The following is an 18,143-nucleotide window of genomic DNA, read 5'->3' as shown; positions in this document are numbered from 1 at the left end:
ATTTTTATTGCAGGTCGGCGCAGTTATACGCCGACCTTTGGTGCTCTAGTCCTGCCAGCTCATCCGGTTCAGGAAGAGGCTTTCATTGGCCGTCGGTTTCCACTGAAGCTGTTTTGCTGCGCCATAGATGATCGCGGCCTGATAAAGCGGCACAAGCGGCACTTCCTCGGCTACGAAAGTGCTGACGGTCTTATAATTCTCAAGGCGGGTCTTTTCGTCCAGCGTGCCGCGTGCGGCTTCCAGCGCCTTGTTGATTTCCGGATTGTTCGTGGATGACCACGAGCTTGATGAATGAAGCAGCGGGAAGAGCACTCCGTCCGCATCCTGGCAAGCGCAAGACCAGCGACCGAAAGCGATGGCAGGCTGGCTTTTCGGCTCACTCTGCGCGCTCTTCAGATAGGTCGCCATATCGGTCATCTCGATATTGACGGTAAGCCCCGTTTCGCCGACCATCTGCGCCACTGCCTGCACGATGCGCTGGTCGAATGTAGGGGCGGTAGCAAAATTCACTGCCTTACCGGTTGCGCCTGCATCCTTGATAAGCTGCTTGGCCTTTTCCAGATCGTAAGCATAGCCCTCAATGCCTTCGACATAGCCAAAATGTGCGGGAGTCGCCATTTGTGCGACTGGTTTATCAACGCCTCCAAGCAGCCCTTCGGTAATCGCTTCCTTATCGATTGCACGAGCAACGGCTTCGCGGACCCGCTTATCATCGAATGGAGGAAGGTTCGGGTTAAGCTTTACATAGCCCACACGCTCTGTAAGCACTGACAATGGCTTGGCATTGGCAGAACCTTCGATCTGTGCTGCGAGATCTGCATCAAGTCCAACCGCAAGATCGGTTGTGCCCGATTGCAGATTGGCGATGCGGGTGGCCGCATCGGGAACAGCACGGAATTCGGCAGTTTTGAACGCGCCCTTTTCGCCCCAATAGTCGTCATTGCGTTCCAGCGTAACCGCAACGCCGCGCTGCCAGTTCACGAACTTATAAGGGCCGGAGCCGACAGGAGCCGCATTGAAGGCGTCGTCGCCTTTTGCTTCAACAACCTTTTCCGGAACGATGGAGAGTTTGACGAGTTGTGCCAGAAGCGCTGGATAAGCACCGTCGGTTTTCACAGTGACTTCGTTATCGCCGGTGGCTTCTGCCGATACGATCTTATTAAACTGGCCAAGCTGTGGACTTGCGAAGGCCGGGTTGATGATGCGGTTGATGCTGAACGCAACATCCTTCGCCGTCAGTGGCGAGCCATCATGAAATTTCACATCATCGCGCAGCTTGAAGACGATTTCCGTGTCAGAATTATATTTCCATTCAGTGGCAATCTGCGGCGCGATTTCGCCGACATCAGTGCGCGTGACCAGATTGTCGAAAACATTGCGATAGACGTAGTAGCTGTCCGGGTTCCATTGCTTGTGCGGATCGAGCGATGACGGCTCGTTCACAAGATCAATGACGAGCTGATCCTTGGCAAAGGCTGCAGTCATTGTAAGCGGTGAACAGGCCAGAACGAGGCCTGCAATGACGGAACGGATCGAACGGCTCACTACTTCCATATTTATAATGCCCCTGGTTTATCCAAATGTGATTCTGGACGAGGTTGTTTCCCGGTTTTGCTTTTGCCCGCGTTGCGGCGGGCGGGTTTTGCGCTGACCATTGCTTCCGATTCAAGGAAGCGGTCGAGCAGATAGGTTTCGAGCGCGGTGTTGGCTGCGCCAAACAGTTCCAGCGCTTCGCCCTTTCGCCCCTCGATAATCGCACGGATCAACAGCGAACGGTTGGCGGGGATCAGTCTGACGCGTCCGGTCTTCTCAAAGAAGTTAACCAGACGTACGGCACGATCCCAAAGGTCGGTCAGCCAGCCTGCAACAATCGGCATATTGAGCCGGTTGGCGAACAATTCCAAAATTTCGCGCTCATAGCGGCGAATGGTCGGAAGGATATCGCCGCCAAGTTCATTGCGCTGTGTGAGTGCAAGATGCATTTCACCCAGCGCATTCAGCCGCTGAATAGACGCCTCATCCAGTACCGCTACGAAAAGCAATGGCTCCAGATGTCGCCGCGCCGCACTCAATTCGCGGATTTCGCCCGCAGAAATTGGAGTGACAACCCAGCCGCTTCGCGCTGACGACGATACCAGCCCACTCGCTTTAAGGCGCGCGAGTGCCGAACGCAGTGCACCGCGTCCCAGTGCGAATTCGGTTGCAAGTGCGGATTCCGACAGCCGTTCACCCGGCGCGAGAACACAGTTTACAATCGCATTTCGCAGTGCCTTTTCCGCCAGATCTCCCTTGCCCTCGAGCGATACAGGCGATGTATAGGCATCGTTATCCAACATTTATAACTGACCTCTCAGTTTCATATTTTGAAATTTCTCTATGCTAAAGAAAAGAACAGATTTTCTTTTCCGGATCACCGGAGTGAAGAATTTATCTCCGTATCGCTCTCCAGAGGAAACAGGAGCATGTTGCCTCTACAATTCCCATAAATCAACTGTTTCTCTTCGATGCACAAAATTGAAATGGCATTTTTCAATTGCATGCAGATTTAGAAAATGCGCTGGTTGCACGATTTCCCGTAAAGTGACAGTATTTGATATTAATATTGCAAAACAAAAAACTGAGATGTCAAATTGTATTTTTGGGTTGCAATCTGCTTATCGTTCAATCGGAAAAACCGGGGAACCCTACGGGAGAAAACTCGATGCGCTTTAAAAACGCACTCTTCGCCGCGCTGCTTGCCGCGACAGCACTCGCTGTTCAGCCACATAGTGCTAGCGCGAAGGACCTGCTGGCGGTGGATTTCATTGCTGAGCCGAGCTCACTTGATCCGCATGTGCAGTGGAATACCGACAGCTTCAATGTCTATCGCAATATTTTCGACAATCTGCTGACGCGTGACGATAAAGGTGAGATCGCTCCGCAAATCGCCACTGAGTGGAAATATCTTTCCGATGCGGAAGTCGAATTCAAAATCCGCAACGATGTGAAGTTCCACGATGGCACACCACTGACCGCTGCGGACGTTGCCTTCAGCATCAAACGTATTATCGACCCGGCATTCGCCAGCCCACAGATTGGCCAGTTCAATCAAATCAGTGATGCGGTTGCCAAGGATGATACGACTGTCGTTGTTACCACCAAGGGCCCTTATCCTGTTCTGCTTGCACAGTTGACGAAGCTTTCCATCGTACCAAAGCATGTGGTGGAGAAGGTCAGCAAGGATGAGTTCAACGTCAAGCCTGTGGGCTCTGGTCCTTACAAGCTTGAGAACTGGAACCGTGGCGTTGAAGTACTGCTCGCGCGCAATGACGAGTATTGGGGCACGAAGGGTGAATTCCCGAAAGTGGCCTTCCGAGCCGTTCCAGATGGTTCAACCCGCATTGCTAACTTACAGGCCGGAACGGCTGATCTCGCAAGCAATCTCGATAATGATCTTGCCGCTCAACTGGAAGCATCGGGGCAGGGCAAGGTATTGCCGGTTCGCGGTGAACGCATTGCTTTCTTCTCGCTCAACATCAACAAAGCACCGCTTGATGATCCTCGCATTCGTCTGGCAATTGCCCATGCCATTGATAAACAGGGCATCGTCGAGGGCATTCTGGGTGGTTATGATGCTCCGATTGACGAGCTCACGTCTCCGGTTTCATTTGGGTTTGTTGAGGGCATAAAGGCTCCAGAATATAACCCTGAGAAAGCCAGGGAGCTGGTGGCGGAAGTTGGTGATGCGGCCAAAACCGAAATCACTCTGCTCACCACGCCGACCTATGATCAGCGTGTCGTGCAGGCCCTCCAACAGATGCTGAATGATGTCGGCCTCAACGTCAAAATTGCTACCACCGATATGGGCAACTGGATGCAGCAGATGCAGTCTGGTGCCGATACGATCCCTTCGGCGGCCTTTGGCCGCTGGAGCTGTGGCTGTCAGGATACCGATGGCACGCTCTATCCGCTTCTGCATTCTTCGAGCAGCTGGTCGACGATCAAGGATGAGCGTCTCGACAAAGCACTGGACGAGGCGCGAACAGTCATCAACCCAGAACGTCGTCTCGAACTCTACAAGTCCGTCCACGAGATCGTAGCCGCAGAGAACTATATCATTCCGCTTTATCAGGCATCAGTGCTTTACGGTGCGGCAAAGAATGTGGAATTCGCGCCCCTGCCAAATGAGAACCTCTTCCTTAACCGCGTCGGCTGGTCGGAAAAGTAAACGGATCGAGAAGCCTTGAAGCCGGACTGTCGTGCAGTCCGGCTTTTGCAGTTTCCAGGTCTCATCACAGGAACAGATTGCAGTGATTACGATTATCGAAAATGCCAATGTCGTCGACGTTGAAAATGGCAAGGTGCTCCCCGATCAGCGCCTTGTTCTGGAGAATGGTTTCATTCGCGAGGTGAGCGAAGAAAAATTGCCACACTCCGAGGCAAACCGGGTTAATCTTAAAGGTGCATTCGTTATTCCGGGGCTGATTGATGCCCATGTCCATGCAACAGCCTACACTGCAAATCTGGGCGAGCTGCCGCGTCAATCGCCGATGTATGTGGCAGCATGTGCGGCAAAGGTGCTGGACGGAATGCTCTCTCGTGGCTTCACGACTGTGCGTGATGTCGGTGGTGCTGATTTTGGTCTCGCACAATCGGTCGAGGAAGGGCTGATTTCGGGACCGCGACTTCTTTACGGGGGCAAGGCGCTTTCAGCCAGTGGTGGTCATGGCGATCATCGCGCCATGGGTGTGGATCGGACTGACGAAACCTATGCGCAGGTCAGCCTTGGTAGGCGCTGCGATGGTGTTGATGAGGTTCGCCGAGCAGCGCGTGATGAGATCAGGCGCGGCGCGCACCACATTAAGATTATGGCTAATGGTGGTATTTCTTCCCCAACCGACCGCATCACTTCGGATCAGTTTTCGGAAGATGAAATTGCGGCAATCGTCGATGAAGCCAATATGGCTGATCTTTATGTCGTGTCACATACCTATACCGCCCGTTCGGTTGCACGCGCTGTGCGTAACGGTGTGCGTTCAATCGAGCATGGTAATCTTCTTGATGAAGAGACTGTCGCGCTGATGAAGCAGGCTGGGAGTTTCCTGACGCCGACGCTCTCTTGCTTCCGGGCGCTGGCGGAAGTGGGCGCGGAAAGCGGTTTCCCAAAAGACCGGATGGACAAGATCAGGCTGGTGCTCGATTCGGGCCTTTATGCTGTCGAACTTGCCTATCGCGCGGGGGTGCCGATGGCATATGGCACCGATCTGATCGGGCCAATGCATTCGCGCCAGCTGCATGAGTTTGCCTTGCGTGCTGACGTTGTACCACCGCTTGACCTGCTTCGTGCGGCAACGAGTACGGCGGCGGAATTGGTGCGGCTTGAGAATGAAATCGGCCACGTTAAGGAAAATTACCGCGCCGATCTCAATGTCCTCTCAGCCAATCCGCTGGATAAGGGTGTTCTGGAAAGCTTTGCCAAGCATCTCCAGTTCGTCATTAAAGGTGGTGAAATCGTTAAAAGCTATTCTTCATAAGATCTGAAATGCAATCTCGCATTCTTCAGCGACCTGACGGTCCCATTCGCTCTTGTCGAATGACGCAAGCGGAAGAATGCGGGTAGCACGTTTTGTGAAAGGGAACTTGGTCGCATCCGTCGAAGCATAACCGCCGCTGTCGACGACAAAAACACCTTGTTCTGCAAGCGGCGTAAATGATGTGCGGAAATGGTTGCTCGATTTGACGTGAATGATCGCCTTGCTTTCGAGATTGATACCCAGACTACGGAAAGCCTGCGTGTCATAGGCCTGAATGCGCTCGGTGACGAGAACGATATGACCGTGATCGCGGACACGAAGAACAGCGCCCAGACCGCCCTCTAGCAGTTCGCCATGCAGATTGGCGCCTTCATTGCGATAACGAACATCCGCGATGCGTTCCACAAGCGCATCGACAACGAACGGCTCCCCACTTTGCAAGCGCCCCATGGCGATTTTGCCGCGATTGCCCTCACCAATCGCCTGCGCGGCCAAGACCGCTTCGCCATCAATCATGAAACCAGCTGCGAATGGCAGATCCTGCGCAGAAAGACTTGCAAAAATATCGGCGACATTAGCAACCCCGCCTGAACCGGGGTTATCGCCGGCGTCACCAATGACCACACGTCCTTTGGTGGCACGATCATAGATCTCCGGCGCTATTGCATTGAATGAAGGTGCGGGACGGGTAATCGCTTCGCGCTTTTGCCAGATGACCTCTGCCATATCGCGATAGGCCTGTTTCATGGCTTCTTCGTCGGTGCCTGTTACAAGAACAGAGCTTCCAACATCATCGGAATCCACATAGGGAAAGCCGCCCATTACAACGACATCGGCAAGCCCATCACGGTGTTCGATGTCATTGGATAGTGCGACCAGGCTTTTGAATGGCTCTGCATCGCTGGTTTGTGCGCTCATGGGTGCTGCTACTGGCAAGCGGAAGCGCCGTGTCCGCCAGCTCACAGGGTCAAGCGCCAACTGCATCAATTTTTTGCCGCGCGCATGAGTGTCAGAATGTGGGTATAGTTTGCCACCTATCACCACATCGACAACATGCGGCAGCGTCGGTTCGACATTGGCATGAAAATCGAGCGGTACGGCTATGCGGACATGAGGGCCAACAATTGCACGTACCTTTCGGGCAAGATCTGTCTCAGGCGTGGAGACGCCCTCAACCACCAGAGCGCCGTGCAACAGAAGCGCTACGACGTCTACGGGCGCCGTTGCTGCAATGTCTTCTAGCGACTGAATAATTTCTGCCACGAGACGGTGATAACCTTCTGCCTCGAGCGTTCCACCCGGAAGGCATCCGGTGCAAACGCCGTAAGCAATGTCATAGCCAGCTTCATCAAGCGCTTCCGTTACACCGCCCAGCCAGTTGCTGGTTGAGCCGAATTCTCGCCGCACATCTTCGCCACAAAAATACTGTGCTGAGAGAAATCCATCGTAATTCGCCTTGACCGGCGTAAACGCGTTGGCTTCGTGAAAGAGCTGAATAACGGCGGCGCGGGGCATGGGGCTTCCTTGGAATTTTGGTCAGACTTCGCGGCCATCCTGCCATCGCATATAAGGCAGGATGAAGCGCGCCGTTCGGCTAACAATGGGGTGAAAAGCGACCTGTGGCACAGGTGTTGGACGCAAGGCGAGTTGGTCATCCGCTACGCCGCAAACGGCGTCGGCAACTACATCCGCCATAGCGCATGAGAGTGCAAGGCCGCGCCCATTGCAGCCAATCCAGCTGTAAAGACCGTCGTCGCGTCTATGCAGATGCGGCAGGCGATCCACCGTCATAGCGATGCGCCCGCCCCAGAACGTTTTCACTGTTCCGTTTGGCAGGTCAGGGAAGAGCGCGCGCAACCGACCCTCTACCATCGCAGGCAGACGATACGCAGCACCTGCCTGAATGGCGAGCGCGCCGCCAGAAACCAATCGCCCCTCACGATCCTTGCGGAAATAACGAAGGTCAAATCGGGTGTCTGACGATGCTTCATTGCCGGGCAGGATTGTATCCGCTAAATCACCCAGCGGCTCGGTTGCCGCTTGATAGGATGTCACCGGCACAATGGAGCGACGCAGTTCGGGCCAGAGATTGCCGGTGTGGGCGGCGGTCGCGAGCACGACTTTTTCTGCGTGAAGTTCGCCGTTTGAGGTTTTGATCAGCCAGTCTGTCGACGCTCGCGTGAGATTAAGTGCTGGACTTTGCTCAAAGACCACAACACCTTCTGAGGTAGCGGCACGTGCAAGGCCCACCGTGAAAGCATAAGGGTTTATGTGCCCACCGCCACGATGCTCCCATCCGCCATGGTAAGTATCGGTGCCTAGCCGGGTTGCCAGATCATCAGAGGAAACAACGGCAGTTGGTGCACCAGCCTCAGCCCATTGTGCAGCAAGAGCGGAAACGCGCTTGAGACGGCCGGGACTGTGTGCCGGTTGCAGCCATCCAGCGCGGCTCAAATCGCAATCGATCCTGTAACGGTTGGCGAGTTCATAAAGCTTGTCGGCAGCGCCCCTCACAAGCTCGATAAAACGTTCCGCCTGTTCTCCCGGCCAAACATTCCGTAAAGCATTGGGCCCATGGCGTGTCAGCGCCGAAATGACTTGCCCGTTGGCGCGCCCGGAAGCGCCATAGCCGACCTTGGTTGCTTCAAGTACGGTGACTTTGCGACCACGCCTCGCGAGCTCGATGGCTGCAGCAAGACCAGCAATGCCGCCGCCAATGATCGCGATCTCGGTTTTTACAATACCTTCAAGAACATTACCTTCAAACTGTTCGCGTGAGAGCGACATCCACAAGGATGAAGGTTTATTCGATGGCCAGGATTTCATGCGCGAACCATCACGATTTCCAATCCGCAGCTTTCCCGTAAATCGAAAACAGCATCACTGTTTCCGCTGATCGTCAGGCGATCCCTTCCAGCCGATATCGGTATATCTGCGAAGCTGTCGCTGGATAGCACTTCAAGTTCCGAGACGTTCGGTGCGGCAACAGATATCAGACGCTGCGCACCGTTGGGGTGTTCTATTGCGTCAGATGTCCAGAGAAGTTCAGGTGTGTGGTGCTGACAGAGCAAACATTGATAGGCTGGGGTAACGCTATCTTTGAAACGGCTTATCGAAAACCGTAACTCGCCAGCGTCGGTTTGTCGTGAAAAGTGCCTTACCGCTTCAGTTTCGATGTTCTTATCTTTGAAGGCTTGAGCGTCCGCCTCTACATCTTTGCTGCGCAGCGCAATCCCATGCAATCCAGAACCATTTTCGAGAAGTTTGCGCCATTTGGCATTGGCTTCTGTGTTCTCAATGATTGCAAGGATTTCGATATAGGTGTCATTGAGCATGACACAGCGATTGGCCGTACCCATGGCAGCGCTGTGTTTTGCGATTGGTGTGACATGGAATCCGGCTTTTTCAAAGGCGGTTCCGGCAGCATCCAGATCGCCTGTGAGAACCACAACATGGTCGATGGGTAAGTGAAAAGTCATGCGGCCACCGTCATTTTTCTGATGCCATAGATGCGGTCGACAATGATGAGCGTTGCAACCGCCATAAGCAGTTGCAGCGTACTGAGAGCTGCAATTGTCGGGTCGAACTGATGTTCGAGATAGCTGAGCATCACAACCGGCAAGGTGTTCGTGCTTGCGCTGGCAAAGAAATAACTCACAGGCAAGTTGTCGAACGAGGTGAGAAATGAAAACAGCGATCCAGCCATGATGCCGGGGCGTATGAGCGGCAATGTTACATGCCAGAAGACCTGCAAGGGATTGGCACCCAGAATGGCGGCCGCTTCTTCATAGCTTTTGGGCAGACTGCCATAAACGCCCGCAACCGTGCGGACGACATAAGGAAGGCAGACGATAGTATGGGCGATCAACAGTGCGCTGAATGAAATGCCCAGCCCAAGCCTGCTCATGAAGAACAGCGATGCGAAGCCAATCACAATCATCGGCATCGACAAAGGTGACAGCAGAAACGCCATGACGGCGCTTGCCCAGCCTGTTCGTGAACGCGCCAGATAAAGGCACGCGGGGATGCCGATCAGACAGGAAAGAATGGTCGCGCCGATTCCAATCTTAAAACTGACGATAAGGGCATCCACGAAGGGCTGATAAGCGAAAATATTCGCAAACCATTTGAGCGACCATCCGGGAATTGGAAAGGCCACATAGCCCGCAGACGTGAAGGACACGAGTACCACAACAAGAATGGGTGCCAGCATGAAAATGAAGAACACGACCACGAAGGTGGTCAATGCAATGTCTGTCCAGTCTTTGCCAAAGAGTTTCATCGTTTAAGCTCCCCGGCGGCGCACGAGACGCAATTGCAGGAAGAGACAGGCAACTGCGATCACCAGAAGGATCGAACTCATGGCACTCGCCATGCCAAAATCACGTGTGGTGTTGAATTGCTGGTAAATGAGCAATGGCAATGTCTGAAGACCGCCGCCGAGCATTACCAGCGTTACGAAGCTTCCATTGGCAATCATGAAGACAAGTATCGCGCCGGTTCCGATGCCGTCGAGTGAGAGGGGCAACGTCACCTCCCAGAAGGTGCGCAGACGCCCGGCACCGAGAATTTTTGCGGATTCCTCCAACCTGCGATCAATCCCTTGTAAAACCGTGCTGATCGAAAGAACCATGAAAGGCACGAGCACATGCACGAGAGCGGCTATGGTGATTTCCGGCGAGTTGGTGAACCGCAACGGAACCGAGATGAGACCGAGCTGGTCGACAAGCAGATTGTTGATGAGGCCACGGCGGGCAAACAGAACCTGCCAGCCGAAGGTGCGCATGATGATTGAAGTCAGGAGTGGAGCGATAAGCAGAAAGACAATCAAGCCAGCCCATCGGCCTGCTTTGCGCACCAGAAAATAGGCAACCGGATAGCCGATGATTACGCAAATCAGCGTCACACCACCTGAAAGCAATATCGTCTCACCGATGACGCGCAGATAGAAGGGATCGGTCAGCAGCGTGGCGTAACGTGCGAAAGTCAAACCGCCTTCAGTATCGACAAAGCTGCGGACGCTGTTGTCAAACAGTGGGAGGACGAAAAAAGCCAGCAGGAACGCCAGAGCAGGCAAGACAAGTAGCCAGCCCGGTAGTGCCAGCCCCTTTCTTGTCGTAACCTTTGATGTTTCTGTCTGGCTCATATCCGTGCTCCGCGACCTTACTGACCGATTTCCCGGTTCCAGCGATCCACCCATTCATTGCGAACCTGAGCAATTTGCTCATATGGCGGGAAGGCGGTTTTCTGCCATGGCGTGATACGGGGCTTGAGCTTTTCGCTGTAAACCACATCCACATTGGTGACACCGTAATTCATGATGTCGGCAAATTGCGTCTGGTTGGCTGCGTCGAGCACTTCATTGATATAGTCCCAGGCGAGTGGGTTGGCGTTTTTCGCCTTCTGGACTGCCAGACCGTTGAGTGAACCGCCTTCTTCCGGATTGATGAAGTCGATCCAAGTTGCGCCTGCATCGTAATGGTTCCAGGTGCGGCCATCGAAATAAATACCGATATCCGCTTCGCCGGAAGAAAGATGATTGAAGAAATCGTTCGGTCCAGCCCAATAGACGAGCTTGTCCTTCATCCGCTCGACGGCCTTGAAGAACGGATCGACGTTGTCAGCTCCGCCACCAAATGCCTTGGCTATGGCCCAGATCAGCATGATCGGTGTGACGGCATAGCTGATGGACGGGATAGAGGCCACGAATTCACCAGCTGCAACCCTGTCGACAAATTCGGCAAAAGACTTTGGAGGATTTTTTACGCGGTCTTTATTGTAGGTGATGCCAGCTACACCATAGTCGAACAGTGTACCTTTTCCCTCGACTGAGTCCGTCAGCTGCTGAGGAATTTTCGCGAGGTTCGGCAGCTTCTCGACCGTAAAGTCGTCAACAAGACCTGATCTTGCTGCGGTCAACGCAAGGTCCGGCGTCATGATGAGCACATCGACCGGCGGTTTCGCTGGCGACGCTTCGACCTGCGCCAGCCATTGCGGTGGGCCACCGAGAGAGACATTGGCTTTTGCGCCGGTTTTGGCTTCAAATGGTGCAACAAAGCACTTGCGAACAGCTTCTTCCCATATGCCGCCAAAGGCAGTCACGGTGATTTCTTTTGCGGCCTGCGCATTGGCGATGCGCGGGAATCCGCCTGCGGCAAGACTCAGACCAAGCATGGCGCCTGAGCCGAGGAAGTTTCGTCTGGTAATCAGTGTCATTGCGATACTCCTTATCTGGAACAATCAGGCGTTTGCGGAATTGGAAATTGCGATGAGCTTCTCAACTGCCGCCCGGAATGCGATAGCCGCTGTATGTGCGTTCGAGGCTTCTGCCTTTGTTCGTGGAAAGCCTTCGGGTAGAGCAGGCAAAACGGCGTCGAATATAGCTTTACGCTGGCGCTGCCGCACGGATCCGGGAAGCTGCACAAGCGCACGGTTCAGACTGTCCATCACGGCGGGTTCGAATACTTCATCCCAGTGCTTTCGCTCAGGGCCAAATCCGTCGGTGGCGCCGTTGTCTGTCAGTGATTGACGCTTGGCCTCGGTGGCATCCTTATCGATCGCGCCATGGTGTATCACCACGCCATACTCGGTATGAGCGGCGTCGCGCGTGACAAAACCATCCAGAACGTCGCGCAAAACGGCGTTTGGATCTCGTTTATGCGGATTGCCCCAACCACCCGCTCCGGGGGTCAGAAACGTTACCGTATCGCCTGCATTGACGTTGAGCACATCGATTTTGCCAAGCCTGCGTTCATCAGGACGTCCGCGATTAACGATCAACGCGCCGGGCAGACCTGCCTGGCCACCATAGGAACCCCATGGACGGAACAGCAGGCGCTCCATGCCTCGACCGAGTACATTGGTATCATCGGTCAATGCGCGAAAGGTCAGTTCCATGCCGCACCCGCCGCGCCATTGGCCGGGGCCACCGGAATCCGGACGCAGGCTGTAGTGCAGGATTTCAACGCCGAGCTCGGCTTCGACCGTTTCAACGGGATTGTTGGCGAGATTGGAGATGCCGCTGTCTCGACCGTCAACGCCATCGCGACCAAAACGTGCGCCGGTGCCACCGATCATCGGTTCGATGACCTGTACGCGACGCCCGCCTTTGCCATCTGGTTCCGCCATGACAACGGGAATGACTGTGCCGGATGATGCGGCAGGCATGACATCAGGCAATGCTTTTCCGAAGGCACCGTTCAAAACGTCATTGACGCGAATGGCGGCGGCATGACGGACACCTGTTGCGGCGGGTTCCTGCGGGTTGACCAGACTTCCCTCAGGTGCAGTGATCCGAACCGTATCAAGCAGGCCGACATTTAACGGTGCTGTTGGATCAAGCGTGTTGACCAATGCGAGTACCCTGAGTGTCAGCCATGCATGGGGGCGTCCGCGCGAAGGAATGTTCATGGCGGTGGCCACTTGCGGATCAGTTCCGGTGAAATCCAGATGCACTTCTCCGTCTTCGAATGTTACGGTCAGTGCGATGCGAACAGGCAAGTTACCGGCTGCGTCATCATCAAGATAATCCGAAAACGCATAGGAGCCAGCGGGAACCTTGCGCAGAACCGAACGTGCCTTTTCAGCTGCGTAGGTAACAAGATCGGTGCTGGCTGCCGAAACCTCATCTGCTCCGTGCTGGGCAATCGCCTGTTCGAAGCGACGACGACCGGCAGCAAGAGCTGCCAGCATGGCACGGATATCACCCATATTGGCTTCAGGCGTGCGGCTGTTTGCTTCCAGAAACAGACGCACTTCGGGTGACATCTCTCCGCGCTTCAACAGCTTGACGGGTGGGATGCGCAAGCCTTCTTGAAAGATTTCAGTATTCATTGGGGAGATGCTGGATGGCACGCGTCCGCCGACATCTGAGCAGTGTACGAAACACCAGCCATAAGCAATCACGCGGCCCTCATGGAAGTAGGGCTCAATCATATGAAGGTCGGGCAGATGTGTGGCGAGACCTTCTGAACGATAGGGATCGTTGGTCAGGATGACGTCGCCGGGTTCGAGTGGTCCCACTGCTTCAATCGTCGGTCCGCATTCAAGGCCCACAAATCCTGAAACACCGATAGAACGCGGATAGGCGAAAAAGCGTCCGTCCAGCCCGGCAAGCGCACAGGCAAAATCCGCAGTTTCCTTGACATAAAGCGTGCGACCGGTGCGCTGAAGTGTCAGGCACATTTCTTCGCTGATAGCTGCAAGCTTGTTGCCGAGAATGGCAAGCGTGACTGGGTTGAGTTTCATTGTGCCGGCCTTTCAAGATGCAGATTTCCGGCTTTGTCGCAGTTGGCTATCCAGCCGGGAAGCAGAATAGTGGTGGTGTCATCCTGCTCGATAATTGCAGGGCCACTGACTTGATCATTTGCCCGGAAACTGTGACGGTCGTAGATATCTGCATCAAGCCATGCACCCTTGTGAAACAAGCGGCGCTTGCCTTTGATGCCCGGTTTGCCGTCACCTGTTGGAAACTCTTGCGCGGCAAGGTCCGGCGTGACGCCAATAACCGCGAGACGGGCCGTCCCCAACTCGACTTCGGCTGCGCTGTCGCGGAAACCATAGATGCGCTCATGTTCGCGGTGAAAAGCTTCGGAAATGGCATGAACGTCGGCATCGATATCATTTAATGCAACGCGCAGTTCATAAGCCTGTCCGACATAACGCATGTCGGCAGCCTTTTCGAAAAGGCGTCCGGTACTTTGCTCGCCTTCCTGATCCAGCCAGTCATTTCCTTCTGCTGCGAGAGCTTCGAATGTCTCAGCAAGCGTCGCTGCGGTTGCTTCATCAAGCTCTCTGCGCAGGCTGCGAACGAAATCGCGCCGTAAGTCTGCTGCCGCCGCACCCAATGCGCAGAATGTTCCCGCTGCTGGGGGGACAACAATTCGGGCGATGCCCACTTCTTCTGCCAGAAGGTTGGCGTGTGTTGGGCCTGCGCCACCAAATGGAACGAGCGCAAAGGATGCCGGATCAAGACCGCGTGCGGCGAGCGTTTTATAGAGTTCGGTCGCCATGCCAGCTGTGGTGACTGCGAGCGACCCCTGGGCCGCTTCCGCCGCAGCATTTTCATCCTGAAATCCGATGCGATTGCCAATCTGTGCAAGCGCTGCAGCAGCAGGCGCGCTCTCAAGCTGCATACGTCCACCAAGGAAACCAGCTGGATTGATATAGCCAAGCGTCAGATAACAATCGGTGACAGTTGGCTCTGTGCCGCCGCGACCGTAAGAGATGGGGCCGGGCATTGCGCCGGCGCTGCGAGGGCCGACTTTCAGCACGCCATGATCATCAACCCATACGATTGAGCCGCCACCTGCACCGATGGCCGAGACATCCACCACAGGTAATACTAGAGGCAGACCGCCAATATCGGTTTTGGTGGCGAGCGCAGCAGAACCATCCTGTGCAACGGCGATGTCTGACGACGTGCCTCCCATGTCAAATGTGATAATTGCGCGCACGCCCGATGTTGCGGCCAAACGTGCGGCTGCCATCACACCGGAGGCCGGTCCGGAGAGGATCGTTTCAACCGGGCGTTCCTGTGCAGAGCCGATGCTTAGCGAACCGCCATTGGAGGCTGTGACGAGGATCGGCGCATGAACACCATCGCGAGCAAGGCCCGTTTTCAACCCCTCAAAATAGCGCTGCATCAATGGCTGGATATAGGCGTTGAGACAGGCGATCAGTGTGCGTTCATATTCGCGGATTTCTGGCCAGATCGCTGCGGCAGATGTAATGGAAAGCCCGTTCGTTTTGTCCGATATCTTCTGCGCCAGCTCTTTTTCAACCGAAGGATTGGTATAGCCATTGATCAAGACAAGTGCTGCCGCATCGACATCCAGTGTATTTAGTTGTGCTGCAACTTCTTCAAGAGCTGTATCGTCGGGGAGTTGGGTTGTCGTGCCGTTCGCCGAAAGTCTCGCGCCGACTTCGATGATGCGATGGCGTGGCACCAGTGGCTCTTCCTTGCTTGCATGAAAATCAAAGGAAGAGGGCATACGACTGCGCGCGATTTCCAGAATGTCGCGATAACCTTCGCTGACAATGAGTGCGATCTTTGCACCGCGCCGCTGGATTATGGCATTGAGACCGATTGTCGTGCCATGCATAAGCGTGTCGATCTGGTCGGCTCCGAGATCAGCTTTCTTCAGCAATGACTGCAGGCCCACGATCAGCGCCTGAGACGGATCTTCAGGCGTCGATGGTTCCTTGTAATGGATCAGGCTTTTGCGGTCGGGATCGAACAGAACAAAATCGGTAAATGTTCCGCCCACGTCGATGCCGATACGTGCGCCATTCTTCTGCATATTCGGAGCTTTCAGTTCATTCTGGTGTTACGACGACGGCATCCTGCGGGTTCCAGCCGAGTGTGATTTCTTCATTGAGATGATAAGCGAGCTCGCCAAGGCGGCTTTCAGCTTGCCGGTAGATGAATATTTCCCGGCCGAGCGCCGGAACGTCGATCTGATAGGCAGCATAATTTCCGCGGAACACCGCGCCCACTACCCGGCCATTCAACAGGCCATTGCCATCTGCAACCGGCACGATCCTCTCTGGCCTTATAGAAAGTGTTAGCGGCTGTGATGAGGGATACCGGGTGGCGAGGGGAATAGTTACACTTCCCTTGCGTCCGCTGATCAAGAGTGATGAGCCGTCAGGGGATGTCTCACCCTCGAAAATGTTGGAGGCTCCCAGAAATTCGGCAACGAAACGGCTCTGCGGTTTGTCGTAAATTTCCCCGGGCGTTCCAAGCTGAAGAATGCGCCCCTTGTTCATGACTGCGACTTGGTCGGCCATGGAAAGTGCTTCTTCCTGATCGTGCGTGACAAGAAGAGTGGTAATGCCAAGTCGCGCCTGCATGGCGCGGATTTCAAACTGCATGCTTTCGCGCAAAGATTTATCGAGTGCGCTCAAAGGCTCATCGAGAAGCAAAACTTTTGGATTGACCACCAATGAACGTGCAAGCGCCACGCGCTGCTGTTGACCACCCGAAAGCTGCGAGGGAAAAGCGTCGCCACGACCAGACAGTTGGATGAGATCGAGCATCGATTTGATGCGTTCATCGCGTTCTGCTTTTGCGGCACCCTGCATCTTTAGGCCGAAGCCGATATTTTCTGCGACTGTTCTGTGTGGAAACAGGCTGTAATTCTGAAAAACCATGCCGAGACGGCGCCGGTGAGGCGGAAGATTGGTTACATTGGTTCCGCCAATTTGGATCGTGCCTGAATCCGTGCTTTCAAATCCTGCAACCATGCGCAGCGTGGTTGTCTTGCCGCATCCTGAAGGACCGAGCAATGAAACGAGTTTTCCGGCCTCGATGGTCAGATCGAGACTGTCGACAGCAATGTTCGAGCCAAAACGCTTCGTGACGGCCCTAAGCACGAGCGCGCTTGCTCTGTTTTGCGAATGCAAACTCATGAGCACTTCTCGCGATTTGCCCTGCTGCCTGTCAGAAAGATCATGTGCATTTCCAGCATTACAATATATTGTAGCGCTACAATCGACCGTAAAGTCGATTTCGTCAAGGATGAGTTTTCTACAGATATCCTGTTTGTGAGTATAAAAAACCTTGGAAATTAGCATTGATGAGAATAATTTGTGCGCCAAGCCATGAATAACCTTGTTCGCAGCAAAAATATTATAACGATGCAGTCGGTCGCCCAGGCCGCTGGTGTGTCGCCTATGACCGTATCCAATGCATTCCGTTACCCCGAACGGGTGCTGGAGGAAACGCGGTTGCGCGTGTTTCAGGTCGCGGCGGAACTTGGTTATGTTCCGAACCATTCTGCAGGCATTCTTTCGTCCGGGCAAAGTCGGGTCATTGGCGCGGTCATTCCGTCGATGAAGAACTCAAGCTTTTATAAATATGTGCGCGGAATGCAGGATCGCGCCAGCGAGAGCGGTTATGAACTGATACTCAAACTTGCGGAAACCAGGCAGGATGAAACGGCTGCAATTCAGACATTCATCGGTCTGCGCGTCGCCGGTATTTCGCTGGTCGGAAATCAGCATTCCGAGGAAGCCATTGATCTGCTCAGGAAGACCGAGACGCCTGTCGTGGAAGGCTGGGTCACTGACAATGTCCTCGATATGGCGGTTGGCTATTCCATGACGGATGCAACACGGACAATGGCTAGTCTTCTGCTGGAACGCGGTTGCCTGCGTATCGGATTTGTCGGTTATGGTGGCGCGTCTGCGCGTCGATATAGTGATCGTCTCCCAGCTTTTGAGGAGGTTATGGCTGCGGCAGGTCTGGAACATCACCGGGTCTGTATTGTGGATGAGGCCGACGGTTTTGGTGCGGGCCCCAAGGCGCTTGAAGCGCTGCGTCGTATCGATCCTGATATTGATGGTGTAATCTGTCCCACGGATATCGTGGCAGCTGGTGTGATATTCGAATGCACGCGCCTTGGGTGGAAAGTACCGGAGCGTCTTGCTGTGACCGGATGGGGTGACTACGAAATCGCGTCGGAAATAACGCCGGGCCTGTCGACGATCCAGCCGAACGCCTATGAAATGGGTGTAAAGAGCATGGAAATGATTGTTGACCGCGTCTCTGGTGTGACAGCGGCCAATGCGATCATCGATATCGGTTATGATGTCGTGAAGCGCGAGAGTGCTTAAGCACTCAGCCGC

General features: G+C 54.4%; 14 protein-coding genes. 3 read left to right on the top strand and 11 right to left on the bottom strand.

Going from position 1 to position 18,143, the window contains the following annotated elements:
* Positions 1-45: 45 nt before the first annotated feature.
* Both ACSME1_RS11575 and ACSME1_RS11570 read right to left on the bottom strand, forming a co-directional pair.
* Positions 46-1,554, bottom strand: coding sequence for an ABC transporter substrate-binding protein (locus tag ACSME1_RS11575; protein WP_100556713.1), 1,509 nt, complete (start codon positions 1,552-1,554; stop codon positions 46-48).
* Between the two features lie 2 nt (positions 1,555-1,556).
* Positions 1,557-2,336, bottom strand: coding sequence for a GntR family transcriptional regulator (locus ACSME1_RS11570; RefSeq protein WP_105706081.1), 780 nt, complete (start codon positions 2,334-2,336; stop codon positions 1,557-1,559).
* Positions 2,337-2,701: 365 nt separating this feature from the next.
* Between ACSME1_RS11570 and ACSME1_RS11565 the strand changes: the two genes are divergently transcribed.
* Both ACSME1_RS11565 and ACSME1_RS11560 read left to right on the top strand, forming a co-directional pair.
* Entirely contained in the window at positions 2,702-4,207 is a 1,506-nt protein-coding gene (locus tag ACSME1_RS11565; RefSeq protein ID WP_105706083.1) for an ABC transporter substrate-binding protein, read from the top strand.
* A gap of 82 nt (positions 4,208-4,289) precedes the next feature.
* Entirely contained in the window at positions 4,290-5,513 is a 1,224-nt protein-coding gene (locus ACSME1_RS11560; protein WP_084486819.1) for a metal-dependent hydrolase family protein, read from the top strand.
* On the opposite strand, the gene ACSME1_RS11555 is transcribed toward ACSME1_RS11560, so the two are convergent.
* The 9 genes from ACSME1_RS11555 to ACSME1_RS11515 are packed head-to-tail and all read right to left on the bottom strand — an operon-like array spanning position 5,508 to position 16,925.
* Positions 5,508-7,028, bottom strand: a complete 1,521-nt coding sequence (locus ACSME1_RS11555; protein WP_024898042.1) for a M81 family metallopeptidase — start codon at positions 7,026-7,028, stop codon at positions 5,508-5,510. The two genes, ACSME1_RS11560 and ACSME1_RS11555, sit on opposite strands and share 6 nt — an antisense overlap.
* Before the next feature lie 21 nt (positions 7,029-7,049).
* Positions 7,050-8,339 carry an NAD(P)/FAD-dependent oxidoreductase gene (locus ACSME1_RS11550; RefSeq protein WP_024898041.1) on the bottom strand — a complete coding sequence of 430 codons (1,290 nt, stop codon included), beginning with the start codon at positions 8,337-8,339 and terminating at the stop codon, positions 7,050-7,052.
* The gene (locus ACSME1_RS11545; protein ID WP_024898040.1) at positions 8,336-8,992 is read right to left on the bottom strand and encodes a VOC family protein; all 657 of its coding nucleotides are present in this window, start codon (positions 8,990-8,992) and stop codon (positions 8,336-8,338) included. The genes ACSME1_RS11550 and ACSME1_RS11545 overlap by 4 nt, the downstream gene beginning before the upstream one ends.
* A complete protein-coding gene (locus tag ACSME1_RS11540; RefSeq protein ID WP_024898039.1) occupies positions 8,989-9,795 on the bottom strand; it encodes an ABC transporter permease in 807 nt (268 codons plus the stop codon). Before ACSME1_RS11540 ends, ACSME1_RS11545 begins: the two co-directional genes overlap by 4 nt.
* Positions 9,796-9,798: 3 nt before the next feature.
* Positions 9,799-10,659: an ABC transporter permease gene (locus tag ACSME1_RS11535; protein ID WP_024898038.1), complete on the bottom strand. Its 861-nt coding sequence runs from the start codon at positions 10,657-10,659 to the stop codon at positions 9,799-9,801.
* Positions 10,660-10,676: 17 nt separating this feature from the next.
* Complete coding sequence (locus ACSME1_RS11530) at positions 10,677-11,729, bottom strand: extracellular solute-binding protein (RefSeq protein WP_105706084.1); 1,053 nt, start codon at positions 11,727-11,729, stop codon at positions 10,677-10,679.
* Between the two features lie 24 nt (positions 11,730-11,753).
* Entirely contained in the window at positions 11,754-13,760 is a 2,007-nt protein-coding gene (locus ACSME1_RS11525; protein WP_105706086.1) for a hydantoinase B/oxoprolinase family protein, read from the bottom strand.
* The gene (locus tag ACSME1_RS11520; protein ID WP_435655235.1) at positions 13,757-15,814 is read right to left on the bottom strand and encodes a hydantoinase/oxoprolinase family protein; all 2,058 of its coding nucleotides are present in this window, start codon (positions 15,812-15,814) and stop codon (positions 13,757-13,759) included. Before ACSME1_RS11520 ends, ACSME1_RS11525 begins: the two co-directional genes overlap by 4 nt.
* Positions 15,815-15,830: 16 nt before the next feature.
* The gene (locus tag ACSME1_RS11515; RefSeq protein WP_105706089.1) at positions 15,831-16,925 is read right to left on the bottom strand and encodes an ABC transporter ATP-binding protein; all 1,095 of its coding nucleotides are present in this window, start codon (positions 16,923-16,925) and stop codon (positions 15,831-15,833) included.
* A gap of 264 nt (positions 16,926-17,189) precedes the next feature.
* Here ACSME1_RS11515 and ACSME1_RS11510 point away from each other — a divergent pair, with 264 nt between their 5' ends.
* Complete coding sequence (locus ACSME1_RS11510; RefSeq protein ID WP_245872220.1) at positions 17,190-18,131, top strand: LacI family DNA-binding transcriptional regulator; 942 nt, start codon at positions 17,190-17,192, stop codon at positions 18,129-18,131.
* Positions 18,132-18,143: the final 12 nt, after the last annotated feature.

It is taken from the genome of Brucella pituitosa (assembly GCF_965577835.1).
GTDB classification, from domain to species: domain Bacteria; phylum Pseudomonadota; class Alphaproteobacteria; order Rhizobiales; family Rhizobiaceae; genus Brucella; species Brucella pituitosa.
The sequence above is the reverse complement of the archived record's forward strand: the minus strand, read 5'-3'. Positions and strand labels throughout refer to the sequence as shown.